The organism is Phocaeicola coprocola DSM 17136 (assembly GCF_000154845.1).
Taxonomy (GTDB): Bacteria; Bacteroidota; Bacteroidia; order Bacteroidales; family Bacteroidaceae; genus Phocaeicola; species Phocaeicola coprocola.
This window is the reverse complement of the sequence record NZ_DS981509.1, coordinates 86785-101215: the sequence shown is the minus strand read 5'-3', so window position 1 is coordinate 101215 and position 14431 is coordinate 86785. Positions and strand designations below refer to the sequence as shown.

The window sequence follows — 14431 nt, the reverse complement described above, 5'->3', positions numbered from 1 at the left end:
TTATTCGATTACCTTGATTGATATTTTCTGTAATTGATCTATACGTGAAGTTCCTCCGTAAAGCAGTTCATAATTACCTTCTACCATACGCATGGTGTTGGTGTTTGTATCGAACCATTGGAATGTTTCACTGTCGAGGGTGAAAGAAACATTTGCGCGCTGTCCTTTTGCAATGTGGACGCGTTTGAAGGCGCGGAGTGTATGTGAAGGGCCTTCTTTATCTCCCGAGCAACTTAAATATACTTGCACCACTTCTTCTCCGTCATAATTTCCGGTATTTTGTACGGGGATTGTGAGTGTTACTTCTTTACCTTGGCTGATTGTTTGCTGACTTAATGTAGCTGGACCGTATGTAAAGTTGGTGTAACTCAATCCGTGACCGAAGCTGTATAAAGGACTTTCTGTCATATAACGGTAGGTACGTCCCTTCATCGAGTAGTCTTGAAAGTCAGGAAGCTGGTCGGTATGCTTATAAAAAGTGACCGGAAGTTTACCCGAAGGATTGTAGTCGCCAAATAAAACGTCGGCAACAGCTGTTCCTCCAGCCTGACCAGGATACCATGCCTGAAGGATGGCATCGCAAATCTTGCTTTCGGGTTCCAGTCCGACAGCCGAGCCTGAATAGTTGACAAAGATAATTGGCTTGCCTAATTTTTTCAATTCACTTATCAATCGTCGCTGAATAGCAGGAAGTTCGATTGTTGTGCGGTCGCCGCCTTTGAAACCTTCTGCATTTACTGGCATTTCTTCTCCTTCAAGAGAAGGTGAAATACCTCCTGCAAAGACAATGACATCGGCTGCTTTTACTTTGTCGATGGAAGCTTGCAGGTTTACAGGAGCATTGCGTCCCATATCAAAATTCAGTTGGGCTGCTCTGTCTTTGCTGTAGAAGATAAAGTCTATTTTAATGTTGTATGTTTTTCCTTTTTCAGCTTTCAGCGTATACAGATTCATATTGTTTTTCAGATATTTTCCGCTGGCTACTTCTTTTCCATCTATGCTCAGGCGGATTATGCCTGCTGCCTCGAAGTGGAAATTGATATCCTCTGTTTGGGGTGCGTTAAATACCGATTCGTAGCTTGCAGAGAAATCTTGAATATTTACTCCTGCTGCAAATACTGTTGCTCCTAATGTGGTAAACTTGAAAGGAGTACTGGTATGGGTGACGGTAGCAGGTTTGCCTTCCATCTTGATGTTGTTCCAATAGGTAGAGCGGAATCCAGGTTTCCCATCGATGCTACATTGGCTGAATACACTTTCCAAACTGATACCAGAAGTACGGTCACATCCGAAGTCGTAAATCAGTTGGTTTGCCGGAATACGTTCTTTCAAAGCTTCGTACAAGGTAGAGGTATGGGAAGGAAAACCATTGTAGTTACCCCATTGCATAACAGAGTCGTTGGCATTGGGGCCGATCAAAGCGATTTTCATGTCTTCTTTCAACGGCAGGATATTATTCCGATTTTGCAGCAGGACAATGCTTTTTCGTGCAATTTCCAGTGCTAAGTCTTTATGTGCTTTGCTGTCGACTACAGAATATGGAATACTGTCCCAGCAGACATGTTCGTCCATTTCGCCTAATTCGAAACGAGCTGTCAGCAGACGTTTTACAGAGATATCAATTTGTTTTTCGTCTATCAGTCCTTTTTGTACAGCTTCCGGAAGTGATTTGTAATTATTTCCACATTCCAGATCTGTACCACTCAATACAGCTCCTGCACTGGCCGTTTCTTTATCGGGATGTGTTTCATGATCGCCTTTGCGCCAGAAGTCACTGATAGCGCCGCAATCGGATACTATTATGCCTTTGTATTTCCATTCATCGCGCAGGATTTGCATCAGCAAGCGGTTGCTTCCACAGCAAGGTTCACCTTCGAAACGGTTGTAGGCACACATTACTTCTTTTACATCTGCTTCCTGAACCAATGCTTTGAAAGCCGGCAGGTAAGTTTCCCACAAATCACGTGGCGCAATGTTTTCGGCATTGAAGCTGTGTCGGTTCCATTCCGGTCCTGAATGAACGGCATAATGCTTGGCACATGCATGAAGCTTGTCGTATTTCATATTATCCGGACCTTGCAGACCTCGAACTACGGCAACTCCCATTCGTGAAGTGAGATAAGGATCTTCTCCGTAAGTTTCCTGTCCTCTTCCCCAGCGAGGGTCGCGGAATATGTTGATATTGGGAGTCCAGAATGTCAGTCCCTGATAGCGTTTCAGATTGCCCGATTTGCTGAATTCTGTATATTTGGCTCTGGCTTCATCGGAAACGGCTGTAAAGACTTTGTAAATCAATTCATCATCGAACGATGCAGCCATACCGATTGTTTGAGGAAATACAGTGGCAATTCCAGCTCGGCCTACTCCATGAAGAGCTTCGTTCCACCAGTCGTAGGCTTTGATACCTAGTCGTGGAATAGCAGGAGAAGCATTTTGCATAAGAGAAACTTTTTCTTCCAGGGTCAACCGTTCAAGTAAATCGGATGCCCGTTGTTCAGGAGTAAGACTGGTGTTTTGATAAGGAAATTGTTGTCCCATAACAGGAGCGGTAAATAAAAGCATACCTAACCCCACAAGTGCTTTAATTTTTTTGTTCATGTTTTTATAGTATTATTTGTGTGTTGACTAACCCTTTGATTGCAAAGGTAAAAGAATTTATAATAAGGGGATAAAAAATCTGGGAAAAATTGACTCAATTTCTATTGAGGCTAAAAATAAAAATCCGTTTTAATGAACGGGAGAGTTTGGGGATTGAAACTCAGTTTGTTCATTAAAACGGATTGTATTTGTGGGCTGACCTATAAGGCTTTGCCGAAATTAGATTTATTTAGGCAGATAATTGTTCCAGTTTGGAGTTTGTTCTATACCAAATCCTGCATTGATTTCATCACTAGGAATTGGATAACAGAATTGGGATTTTTAAGGGCTTCTCCCCTTTTTGCTTAATGCTGATAACTTTAAACCTCTTGCAATCTTTTAAGATATAACAAATATCATAAAAGTCTAGGCTAATCATGTTTGGCAAAAAAATCATATCAAGAATAGCCCTAACTCCATCAGTAATTTCAGACTTATTGGCGACCAACACTCCATCAGCATATCTTGCAAGGTAATCTCGCAAGGACTCATTATTAGAAATAGTCCAGATGTATTAGGTATCGCGTTAAGCATTTCGGAAAGATTGACATTAATTTCATCAATAATTATAATTGTCAGTCTTTCTTCTGTCGATGATATATTATAATTATCCTTTTCGTATTTTATAGCGTTGATATTCTTGCCATATTCTGATTTAATATCATTCAGTACAGACTCCGTTCCATCCCCTATGCCAATAATCTTTGCAAAAGGACGAGGTGTCTCAAAGTGAAATAAGTTACTTTTTCCCATTGCTACAAAAGTTTTAATGCTATGGCAGCACAGGCTTCTGCATCAGCAATAGCATTGTGGTGATTAGTAAGATTGAAATTACAAGTCTCAGCGACTGTGTCAAGACGGTGATTGGGCAATTCCGGTTGGAGTTTACGCGAAGCTTTTAAGGTACAATAAAAAGGATATTCGGGGTATTCCATCTCGTATGTTTTAAATACAGAGCGGAGACATCCTTCATCAAAAGGGCTGTTATGAGCCACAAGTGGCAACCCTTTTATGAGTGGATTTATTTGCTTCCAAACTTCTGGAAAGATAGGAGCATTATCCGTATCATTGTGTGTTAAACCATGAATCTCAGTAGTCCAATGAGTGTAGTAGTTTGGTGTCGGTTGAATAAGACTGTAAAATCTATCTACAATCATGCCATCGTGAACGATAACAACCCCTACACTGCACACACTTGAACGACATTGGTTAGCCGTTTCAAAATCTATTGCTGCGAAATCGGTCATATTATTACAAATTTTAATCCCACCATCTACACATCTCTTTATCCAGTAACTTAAAAATAAGGTGGAATGCCTTTTTCTTACGAAGTTTATGAAGATTCATAATATCTTTATCATCCGACAACTCAAACTCCTTATTGAAACGATATGCGTTTTTGTAATTCACAATGGGAATTTTCCGATAAGACTCATCAACAACAATGTCAATTAGTTGACAGCACAATTCCATTCGTGCTACATCTTTATCCCATCCAACATATCGTTGATGATAATACCAGTAACCGATATTGTATTCTATCTTACGTTCCAGAATTTGAAGAACCTTAAATCCGCAACTCCATTCCCGAAGTGCTACCTACATAAAGAGAAATGGACTTTTGATTCGTAAGATAACCATTAAGTCCTCGCGTCCGTTTCAATGCGCATACCATCCCCTTACCCCATAAAGCGACTTGAGGCAATACGCAATCAGTGGCCATCAAGTGATGTAAATCATCCGGAAGAAGTTTTGAAGGCTTCTGCATATGCATGGTTGTCGGTGTAGATATTCAGCACACATTGCCTTGCGGTCTTAATCCACTTGGCAGGTACTGAAATGAATTTGAAGACAAACGTCTTGATACGGCTGGTTTCCTTGAGCCCGAACTTCTTCACTTCAATCCTTTGCATGATGGCCTTGTAGAAATTGCGTATCAGTGCCGTCAGGAGCAGGAACACGGTATTTTCCGCCATGAAGGATTTAGGCAGTCTGTCCCATCCAAACCCATTGTTCATGTCATCAAAGACGCGTTCCTTGCCACCGCGCATGTTATAGAACTCCACGATGTCCCTCATGGATGATTCGTAATCGTTGGTCAGGATGCAGCGGTATGTATATTCCCCCTCCCACAGGTCCGGTCCACTGCCCATGCGTCTCTGTCTCTGGATTACCAGGCGATACGGTTTGCCCTTCCACTTCTCAACGAGAATGGAGTTCAACTCAAACACGATGCCGTTTATCTCTTCCTTCTTCCACCCTCTGAGCGCGAAGATGTCATCATAGAGCGAGCAGCAGCGGTTGGCGCGTATGTAGAATGTCCTGCAATGCTTCCTGACCTCATCCACAATGTCTTCAGAGCATGAGCCGCAGTCGGCCCTGAAGCGTTTGACTGTCAGCTTCTTCTCTTCAAGTCTCTCCAAAATCCTCTTTAGCGTGTCCTTCTGGTGAAAGCGTACATTGGTGTTGCCGTCGCTGTTCTCTATGCCGACAATCATGTCGCCGATAACGGCCACACCGGACCTGTAACCAAGAAATTTCTTGTACGTGGGCTTTGCATCGTACTTCTCCGCCTCAATGAACTGGTGGTCAAAGTCAACGTCATACTCCCCGCCCTCTTTCAACTGCCCTGTGGACAACAGGCAATTCAGGAGCAATGTGTTGAGTGTGTCTGCCGTATTGAAATCATAGGACTTTCCGGCATCAGACGTGTATGAGATGTTTTCCCGGGTCAGTTCGTTTATTGCCCTAAGGATGGTGTCGGCGCTACAGGTGCGGAGTGTGGGGTGAAGGGAAAGATGACTCATTAAGTGGGCGGTGACATCCTCAACGCAAGAACCGCCGCAGAAGTAAACGCATAGGAGGGAGCGGATGATTTCGCTGTATTGATAACCATAGAGTTTGCATCTCAACCCAAGTGTTGAGTCAATTGTAGAGGAGAGAAGGGAGGTAAATTGCTCCATGATTGGAAATATGCCTCCAAAAGGAGTGAGTCTTTCGGATTTTATTGCTACCTTTGCCATGCCTGTTGCGGTTTTCTTTGTCTTTGGATTCGCAACACTAAGGTAAGTGAAAACGCTGACATGGCAAAAACCTGGGCAACAAAATGTTGCTCAGGAACTTATAAAAATAATTATCAATTATGTTGCGGAATTAAGGAAGAATAAAACTCCAATCGTATGCATAGTCATTGCCGATGGTATATTTCCAAAAATAGTGTCTTTTTCTTTCTATACTTTTGGACTCTGCCTTATCCTTTTCTGTCGATAGCGGAATAGAATTCTTCTCGTCATCCTTCAAAGATTTCAACCAGTTACCCATTGCCTTATCAGCTTGCTTACCGGTTTCAAAACCATGCAAAGTTGACATATACAGTATTAAAGCAAGAACTTCCTCGTCCTTAACTTCTATAGTAGATTCGATTTTGACAATTTGGTCTATTAGTGCTTCTTGACGATAACAAACATGAAATACGTTCAAATATAAAAACTTCTCTGATTCCGTTTCTCTTTGAGAGTTATATACGCTTTTAATTTGAATAGGTTTACATTTAGGAGACGGGGGTAAAGTTTTAAGTTCCTCGCATAAGTCAATATAGGATTGCCTAACATCTTCTGTCTCACCATACTGAACTCGTAAAACACCCCAAACACTCTCGAAAGGTGTCTGTTCTATGTATTGTCTATATGTCTTGGCTTCATGCATATTATTTACATGCCTTAAAGTTAAAAATAGGTCGAACGATATTGTTAATACAGACCGTGTCTGCAATGTTGGCAATTATCTCTTCGGCTGGTTTATAAACCATGGGAGATTCGTCACGGGTGAAGTCGTTTACGCTCTCAGAGTAAATTCCCTTCATGGATTCCTCGAAGTCTTCCATCTTGATTTGCTCATAAGCTTGTGTACGACTGAGCACACGACCGGCACCATGAGGTGCAGAACAATTCCAATCCGGATTGCCCTTACCTGTGCATAGTAAAGAACCGTCTCGCATATTCAACGGGATAATACAGCGTTCACCTTCGGCGGAAGATATGGCACCCTTGCGCACCATGTTGTCATCACTGATATAGTTGTGTATGCTCTCAAACTCCTCCAAAACCTCTACATCCGGGAAGAATTTAAGGAGCAGTATGGAGATGAGTTTTCGGTTAAGTACTGCCCACTTTTGGCAAAGACGCATGTCGTGAAGATAATCTTCTCTAGCCTGATGTTCTAAATAACAGAGATCCGCAGGAAGTTTCGGCTCGGCTTCTTTATGTTCCTTTCGCATTCTCTTAATGACAGACTGAAGTTCCGCCCTACGGTCGGCAGCCTTGTACTCCTCTATAGTACGTTTAATTAAGTCCTCAAACTCGTCATAGCCTTCCGTCATGTGGTGAACTGCTGCTGCCTGGTAAATCTCCGCCACCTGTTTGCCAAGATTCCGACTACCCGTATGGATAACAAGATACACGTTACCGTCATCATCTCTATCCAGCTCGATGAAATGGTTGCCACCACCGAGCGAACCGATAGCTTTATAGATACGGCTACTATCTTTCAGTGAGCGATAGCAACGCATTTCTGTCACTATCTGCTTTGCTTCACGATAAATGTCCATCTCTTCACCCACAAGAGGACGGAAACCAAAGCGGTCTTCACGCACAATCATACCGGAAGGCACATTGCTATGGATAAACTCATGAAACGCATGGAAATCTATATCTGTTATTTTCCCAAATTCAAGTACACGCATACCACAGCCGATGTCCACGCCCACGATGTTCGGGATAACCTTGTCACCAAGATTACCCGTGAACCCGATGACACAGCCCGCACCAGCATGAACGTCCGGCATAATACGTATCTTCTTGTCAGAAAACACGCCAATGGAAAGCAAACCTCTGACTTGCTCCAATGCGCGTTCTTCAATGTTATCCGTGAAAATCTTCACGTCATATCCTTCTATAGTTTTCATATCTATTCAGTACTAGGGGGGTAAATTCAGTATACAACCTATCTAAGACTTATCTTGGACGAAAATACAGCATTAATCTGACATTTTATGATGGTTTATTTTTGATTACTCTTCTGTCTTTTAGACATCTCTGCATATTTGTAGCAGAGGTCAGCATCCATATCGGTAATGCCAAGTTCTCCATCAAGTTTATCATTCTCCTGAACAATGACTTCATCACAGAGATTTTTTAAGTTTTCAAGACTTTCCATAGCAATAGCACGTTTGTCTTCACCTTCAAGCGTGAACGGCATCGAGACAAAAGCTATTACATTCTCCACATTCATATCTTCACTAGACCATGCGATACAAGGTGCATAAATGCTACCTGTATTACCTCCGAGTCCAGCAGTTATAATTAGAGTGTCAACGCCATTGAGACTAGCGTCAAAATGCTCTTCTGCATTTGCTTCTTTGGGTAGTAAGATATGTGTATCTTCCTTTTTACCATGTTTGTAGAGGGATTCCGTATCAGTATCATAATAGACGAACTCGGCATCTCTAACACCAATTCCTTGTTTTCTTATAGAATCAGCGATATTACCACCAGCGTTTCCAACAGCTATTATTTTCTTCATAATTCTTGTTATAATTTTATAGAGGAATCACGATAGTTGCATCATGATTCCCCTGTTAATGATAAAAGTTGTTAGCTTCTACTTCGACATCGTGTAGTCCAAATAACTAGAAGTGAGCATTTGCGCTTTCTTCATATCCACACCATACTTTGTCATGAAAGCGGCAGCAATCTGTTCTCGCCCCTGTGGGTTGTGTAGGGGATTAGATGTTGTAGGTGTGACGACTTCAACGGTCATTCCTCTCTCGACGAACACGCCATTGCACTGACGCTTGTTCTTTGTTGTGAATTTCCAAAGTGGCATACTGTTGTAGTTTAGTAGTTTATTAGATTGAGTAAATCGTTTCCTTGAGAAGTCGCTCCGCCTTGACCTCGACGAGTTTATCCCATAGTCGTGAGGTCTGGAACTTATTGAGAGGAATGTACTGCTGGTAGCGTTCTATGAACTCCTCTGCACGCTCAATGTCCCAATTATCTATGATGTCAGCCCAGTCCATCATGTCAACAAACTTGTCAAGTAGTGTCCAGTTGTTGTAGATTTCATCGCGAGACGAAAGAGTTTTCCAGTTCCACTTCTCCTTAAACTTGTGAAGATTTTCCTCAGTAAGAATGTTCGCATTACAGTACTGCGAAAAATCAGACCAGTTAATCTTGCCAGCAAATTTGGCAATACCTGCTGTTGTCCACAGAATATTGCGGTTCTGTGACAGCGTTTCCCAATCGAGCTTGTCCTGAAACTTCTCAATCATCTCCATGCTCAGGCTTTCGTCTGAAACTTTTTTCCAAACCTCTGCATTTAGCACAGACGATAGGAATTCATTGTTTGTAATTTGTCCCATACTTAATAGCTTTAATTGTTTTGTTGATGCAAAGGTAGTTTACAAAACTGCCATTATGCGGCAGTATAAATTATTTTTTCAAAAAATCCCGATATTTTCTCTAATACCGGGATTCTGTCCGCCTACAATTAACTAAACGTTACATTATAACACCTTTTTAGAACCATCATCACTATAAAGTTCATTCATATCTTTGGCTATCTTTGCAAACTGCTTACGAAGCTCAAGTGGTCGGATTACTTCAACATCACTCCCGTACCTCAATAGTTCCTGTATAAAGTCGAAAGTTGGTCGCAAGAAAAAAGTAAATGTAGATGAGTATTCTCCTTTGGATGTTTCTTGCTGTGTGTGATGAAGTGGAAGCGAGCGAAAATAGTTCTGCTGACCATTTGAAACTTCTATTTCAATTGTCTCTAACTTATCGTCTGATCCAATAATGATACCAATCACATCATCAAAGTAACTCTCAGCATCAAATCCTTTTGGGAGGTTGAATGTATTATCGTTCTGTTCAATAGAAAGGATTCTATCAAGCCCATAAATACGAATATCTCCGTTATATGTACTTCGCGCAAGAAGATACCATCGCTGTTTGAATACCTTGACACAATAAGGTTCCACCTCAAAAGTTGAAGGTCGATCTCGATGAAAACTTTGATACGTAACTGTTAATGTGTGATTGTCTCTCATAGCCTCAATAATAGGCGTAAGAAATCGCTGACCAGAAGGAATCTGTTCAAACAAAATACGTTGCTTTATTTGATGGCTCTCATTTATAAGATTATTTACCGCAAACGTATTGATAAGCCATGTTCTGACTCCTCCTTTTCTAATGTCATCACTATTGGCTATTTTATAAACTTTTCCTGCTGAACGGTCACATACAATATCAATATCAAAGAGTTCCTTAATAGCATCTTTATGGCGATGGAATGTCCTCTCAGGAATTTCAGGTTCATTATTATAATTAAGTGAACTACGAGACCATCTACTACTGATTTCCTCTCGTGTAATCCCACCTGAGCTAAAAATCAAATCAACAAGCCAAATATAACGGTTGAATAATTCTGATGCTGCCATAATTTACTCATTTATATTTTCTTGTTCCTGTAAATACTCTTTAATTAACGTGCCGATTTCACGTTCAATTATTGATTCATTCTTTCCGACGGTACCAAACATAAAATTAAGATTTTTACCTTCAACTAAAACTCGACGTTTTATCCATTGGTATTCTTTGTTAATGATTCCAAGGTTATAGTCAGAAGTCCAGCAAAGCGTTATCTCAGGATGGTCAGAGCGATGGAAGCAGATGTCGTTTCCCCACCACAAAGCAACAGATTCATCATCTGATACAGGTGTCGCATCTATAATATATGATTGGGATTGCAAGTACTTCAGTGTCTGATTACGGTTACGATCCCAACCTGGATTATCATTCACACGGTCAATTCCAATCCTATCTTCTGAAATTCTTCCTTTTTCAGGGTAGAAACATAAAGAGTTGTGATACCATCTGAACCTTAGACGATTTCCAACATCATATTTTAGTATTCCTTCAATTATCCCAGCTTGAAGCAGCGTTTCTTTGGCCTGTATAAACTCTATTTCATTGGAATTTTCACAAGGCAAATCCTCAATGTCATCAAGATTGTCTGATTCTGATAAAAGACAGGTACGAAAAATAAGATTAAATCTCTCTCGTTGGAGCCTATCTTTGAGCGTACCAGCAGTAAAATCAAGCACACGCCAGTCATTGAACAGTTGATTTTGCCTTACGATACACTTTGTAAACGCACGTGCAAAAGCCGAACGCTTTCTAAGCGATTCTTCATCTCCATCTTTGAACTCTAAGGCTTTACCGTCTTCGCCAAACCAATGTCGGAAATTGTCCCATATTTTGCGTAATGTAGTCTCATTAAACTTATCACCATCAATCAGAAGCGGTCGCAAACGTCCGTTGAGTATGGGATGCTCTTCTGCCTGGCGGATAATTCCAGATAACTCTTCGTTATTTAGCAAGACCGTTGCCTTAAAGTATTCTTCGGCAAGCTGCATATTTTGCTCATTGACCTTTTCCTTATTAAGAGAAGCCAAATAAGGAAGAATCTCAGTAGAATGTTCAGAAAAGTCTTCCCTTATTCTATTAACATAAGCATAGAACGTATCCTTGTCACTTACCGTATTCGCTGAATAGTTGCGTATGAATCGCTTCCATTCTGCAAACTCATTGGAAGAATAATCGTTACCACTGTAAGAAAGCAAACCAAACTTAAATGCTCGTTCAGGATATGATTTTGGAATAGAGATCAATTCTTTTACTATCCCGTTATTTCGATTATGATAAAGTCTGTTTAACAAAGATGATATTTCCCCAAGGTATCGTTTTGCATTGTTTGCGTCTAAGAGGTACCCAAAATATTTCCAAGGCAAGAAGAAGTTCCCATCATCGTAGTTCAACCCTAGAAGATTGTCTGAATATGGGTATTCTTTTCCGGCACGAGCGATAAGCCAATTAGAAAGAAATGCCAATAATGGAATGTCGAAATTATGGGCTTTTCTATCCCAGAAAAGATTGCTCCATTCTCGGTCCAAGCAATATCTCCATTTATCCGCAAATGTGGGGCATTCATGACGTTCTTGACGTTCTTTCAGATAAGAATCTTCCTTTTCGTAAAGCGAAAATTCGGAATCATAATCCTGTATATCGTCCGGCAGGATTTTATCAATTTCAGACTTAATCTTGTCAAATTGGGACAACTTCTTTCCACGCGAATTCATCTTGAGATACAGAGTTTCATTGAGTTCCAGACTTTTAAGGTCCAAGAATTCAAAGCTGATTCTATCAAGATTATGAAATACGCCTGGGGCTTTTCTGAAACGGGAGTCAATGGCATTTAACATATTAAGAGTTGCACCGACTGTCGGGTCAAGAATCCAATAGTTCAAAAACCAACCTTGATTGAGTATATGCTTCTTTAAGTCAACTGTCTCATTTTTCTCACCTTTCCAATACTCGGCTATAGCAGTCAGGAAGTCACGCGATGCACTGCGTGTTTCGTAATTGAATCCCTGTAAATAGCCGAACGGTATTCCGTGTACCTTCTCACCATAAAGAGAAAGAAGATACAGCGTAGTAAGGCGTTGCTGTCCATCGATAGGTATAAAACATTTCTTGGTTGTTCCATCTATCATGTTTCTCACCTCAGAGACACCGAAAACAATCCCCCATGACAATGGCTTGCCAGAGGCCACATCGTCGAGAATATTGTCACGAATTACAGTAGCTTCTTTGTCAATTCTTCCTTGTGCATAATCACGTTGGATGCGTGGAATGTAAATATAGTCATATTTTTCTTCTTCAAACAATGCTTGAAGAGTTTTTCTTGAATCATTCTGTCCCATTGTCCTTACAAAATTTTTCAAAATCGTTGATTGTTCTTTCTATTGCTTTCTCGTAGGCTTCTTGGTCATTCTCATCCCAAAACACAAATCCATTTGGTGAGTGGGTGTGCCATTTACTAAATACATTTATTGTTGCAGCTGGTATGAAACTTCCATTAGCTTGGTATGCGTTAAGCCAATTTCGCTTGTCAAAATAGAATTTGTTACCTATACCTTTATTATCATGTTCCGTCAAGAGTGTGAGATTTTTGAGACGCATTACATCTTCCCCCTCTGCTACAAACTTATTGACCAAACTGATATATTCTGCATCATTGTCAAGGGCTGAAAGATTATTTTTCGAATCATTTAACATTTTGCAGAGCTTTTCAATCTCATCGGGTAGACTTTTTTCTTGGTATTCAATTTTCAAATCTCGAAGACGTTCTAGGAGTTTAGACTTGTCTTTGGGGTTTTGCGGTGAGATGTGTTCTACATTCCAATTTACAGTATGAAATACATGGAATGGGAATCGGCTTACTTTTGTTTCAGTTCCCTTTCCTGTTGACTTACCGCAATCCTGTATCAGCAAAGGGCTCTTGTTATTGACAAGCATTGCTATATTCAAGAGCAATAATATATTAAACACTTCATTTTTGTCTTTATCAAAACGAGCCTCCAAATAGTTTTTCGGTATTGATTGCGAGCATTGTAGTTTAACATAGCCGATAAACTCCTTTCGAGTAGGCAGCTTCTGTTGTTCATTGTTTCCTGTTGCATATTTGTAGAATTTCGCAAGCAGATGTTCGTGGAACGGAGGATAATCCTGCGGCATATATTTAGGATATTTTCTTCCTTCAAGATAGCCAATGAGATTATATAACAACGGATCACGATACCATCCTGTAATCATATGGTAGCATTTTTTGAGTTCTTCCCATTTCCTGATCATCTCTGTATCGGCTGTGATAGAATCTTCCAAAGAAGAAAATAGAGGATAATCTACATCTTTGGGAATCTCTTCATGCTTTGACAGATACCAAACTTTATAGAGATAGTCAATACAACTCGAAGGCCTGTCTTGATCCCCGGCAAGGAAATACCACATTTCATCTTCTCGTAAAGTGCGTTCCATAATGTCCAATTCTTCGGACATTGAGATTTGTTTGATTTCTTTTACTGCTTTAGTCTCGCCAACATTGTGGAGAAACAAAGCCTTGATGAGTTCACTCTCGGTAAGGGATATTTTGCCCGAATTAAGATTATTGAACAGGTCATGTTCCATTTGGCTTTTCTCCTTTTCTGACAATCGCTCGTCCTCCTTCATCACATACAAGATAAATCTGCAATATTCAAGTATATTCGTCCTAAGTATTTCCTTATAATCAAGATTCTGATTTATCCATTCTACGATAACCTGTTTTGCCATTGAAAGGTGCCATATTTCACATGAAGATTCAGGGTCGAAGTCCTCATCACACATTCTCCTAAGTATATTATCTCGCTCGTATTCAAGCGAATAACATTTACTATCGTAACCGATTGCTTTCAGAATAAGATAGATGGTCGTGAGCCGTTGTTGTCCGTCAATTACTCTCCATTCATGCTTTCCATTGCTCTCAATATGTCTTACTACAAGAGGTTGAAGACAATAGAAAGAACCATCCTTCTTCTCATCATAAAGGAATACATCCTCAATAAGTCGTAGTACCTCCTTTTTAGTCCATCGATATCCTCTCTGATACGATGGAATTTTCAGGTTGAAATTCTTCAAACATAATTTACCAACCTTAATTGGCTTGGGTTCTAACAAGAACTCACGAATATCGTTTTCCATACCGCACAATATGTTTTTTAGTGGTCTATGCAAAGTTACTAATTAGAACTGACAAAACACGGCAGTTTGTCGTTTTTTTATAAAATTTCCCCATATAACAGGGGCAATGAATGCTTATATCCCCCTAAATTTCTCAAGAATAACATTGCAAACAC

General features: G+C 40.4%; 13 protein-coding genes. All 13 read right to left on the bottom strand.

Annotated features, from left to right (window positions below):
• Positions 1 to 2562: a xylan 1,4-beta-xylosidase gene (gene xyl3A, locus BACCOP_RS17530; protein ID WP_370859017.1), complete on the bottom strand. Its 2562-nt coding sequence runs from the start codon at positions 2560 to 2562 to the stop codon at positions 1 to 3.
• A 468-nt stretch (positions 2563 to 3030) separates the two neighbouring features.
• The gene (locus BACCOP_RS17525) at positions 3031 to 3390 is read right to left on the bottom strand and encodes a hypothetical protein (protein ID WP_007571478.1); all 360 of its coding nucleotides are present in this window, start codon (positions 3388 to 3390) and stop codon (positions 3031 to 3033) included.
• Positions 3391 to 3392: 2 nt separating this feature from the next.
• Complete coding sequence (locus BACCOP_RS17520) at positions 3393 to 3884, bottom strand: 3'-5' exonuclease (RefSeq protein ID WP_007571476.1); 492 nt, start codon at positions 3882 to 3884, stop codon at positions 3393 to 3395.
• Positions 3885 to 3897: 13 nt separating this feature from the next.
• Positions 3898 to 4047 (bottom strand): hypothetical protein, encoded by a 150-nt coding sequence (locus BACCOP_RS17515; protein ID WP_157034758.1) that lies wholly within the window; start codon positions 4045 to 4047, stop codon positions 3898 to 3900.
• Between the two features lie 326 nt (positions 4048 to 4373).
• On the bottom strand, positions 4374 to 5660 hold the full coding sequence (locus BACCOP_RS17510) for an IS1380-like element IS615 family transposase (RefSeq protein ID WP_007567149.1): 1287 nt from the start codon (positions 5658 to 5660) through the stop codon (positions 4374 to 4376).
• Positions 5661 to 5790: 130 nt separating this feature from the next.
• Positions 5791 to 6342 (bottom strand): hypothetical protein, encoded by a 552-nt coding sequence (locus tag BACCOP_RS20535; protein WP_007571471.1) that lies wholly within the window; start codon positions 6340 to 6342, stop codon positions 5791 to 5793.
• A 1-nt stretch (position 6343) separates the two neighbouring features.
• The gene (locus tag BACCOP_RS17500; RefSeq protein WP_007571468.1) at positions 6344 to 7600 is read right to left on the bottom strand and encodes an RNA-splicing ligase RtcB; all 1257 of its coding nucleotides are present in this window, start codon (positions 7598 to 7600) and stop codon (positions 6344 to 6346) included.
• Between the two features lie 95 nt (positions 7601 to 7695).
• Positions 7696 to 8217 (bottom strand): FtsZ/tubulin family protein, encoded by a 522-nt coding sequence (locus BACCOP_RS17495; RefSeq protein WP_007571466.1) that lies wholly within the window; start codon positions 8215 to 8217, stop codon positions 7696 to 7698.
• A 78-nt stretch (positions 8218 to 8295) separates the two neighbouring features.
• Complete coding sequence (locus tag BACCOP_RS21245; protein WP_007571464.1) at positions 8296 to 8520, bottom strand: DUF6140 family protein; 225 nt, start codon at positions 8518 to 8520, stop codon at positions 8296 to 8298.
• 22 nt (positions 8521 to 8542) lie between these two features.
• Complete coding sequence (locus tag BACCOP_RS17485) at positions 8543 to 9055, bottom strand: hypothetical protein (RefSeq protein ID WP_007571462.1); 513 nt, start codon at positions 9053 to 9055, stop codon at positions 8543 to 8545.
• A gap of 144 nt (positions 9056 to 9199) precedes the next feature.
• Positions 9200 to 10135, bottom strand: a complete 936-nt coding sequence (locus BACCOP_RS17480) for a helix-turn-helix transcriptional regulator (RefSeq protein WP_007571460.1) — start codon at positions 10133 to 10135, stop codon at positions 9200 to 9202.
• Between the two features lie 3 nt (positions 10136 to 10138).
• Positions 10139 to 12460 (bottom strand): GmrSD restriction endonuclease domain-containing protein, encoded by a 2322-nt coding sequence (locus BACCOP_RS17475; RefSeq protein WP_007571457.1) that lies wholly within the window; start codon positions 12458 to 12460, stop codon positions 10139 to 10141.
• Positions 12447 to 14276, bottom strand: a complete 1830-nt coding sequence (locus tag BACCOP_RS19325) for a DUF262 domain-containing protein (protein WP_007571455.1) — start codon at positions 14274 to 14276, stop codon at positions 12447 to 12449. Before BACCOP_RS19325 ends, BACCOP_RS17475 begins: the two co-directional genes overlap by 14 nt.
• Positions 14277 to 14431: the final 155 nt, after the last annotated feature.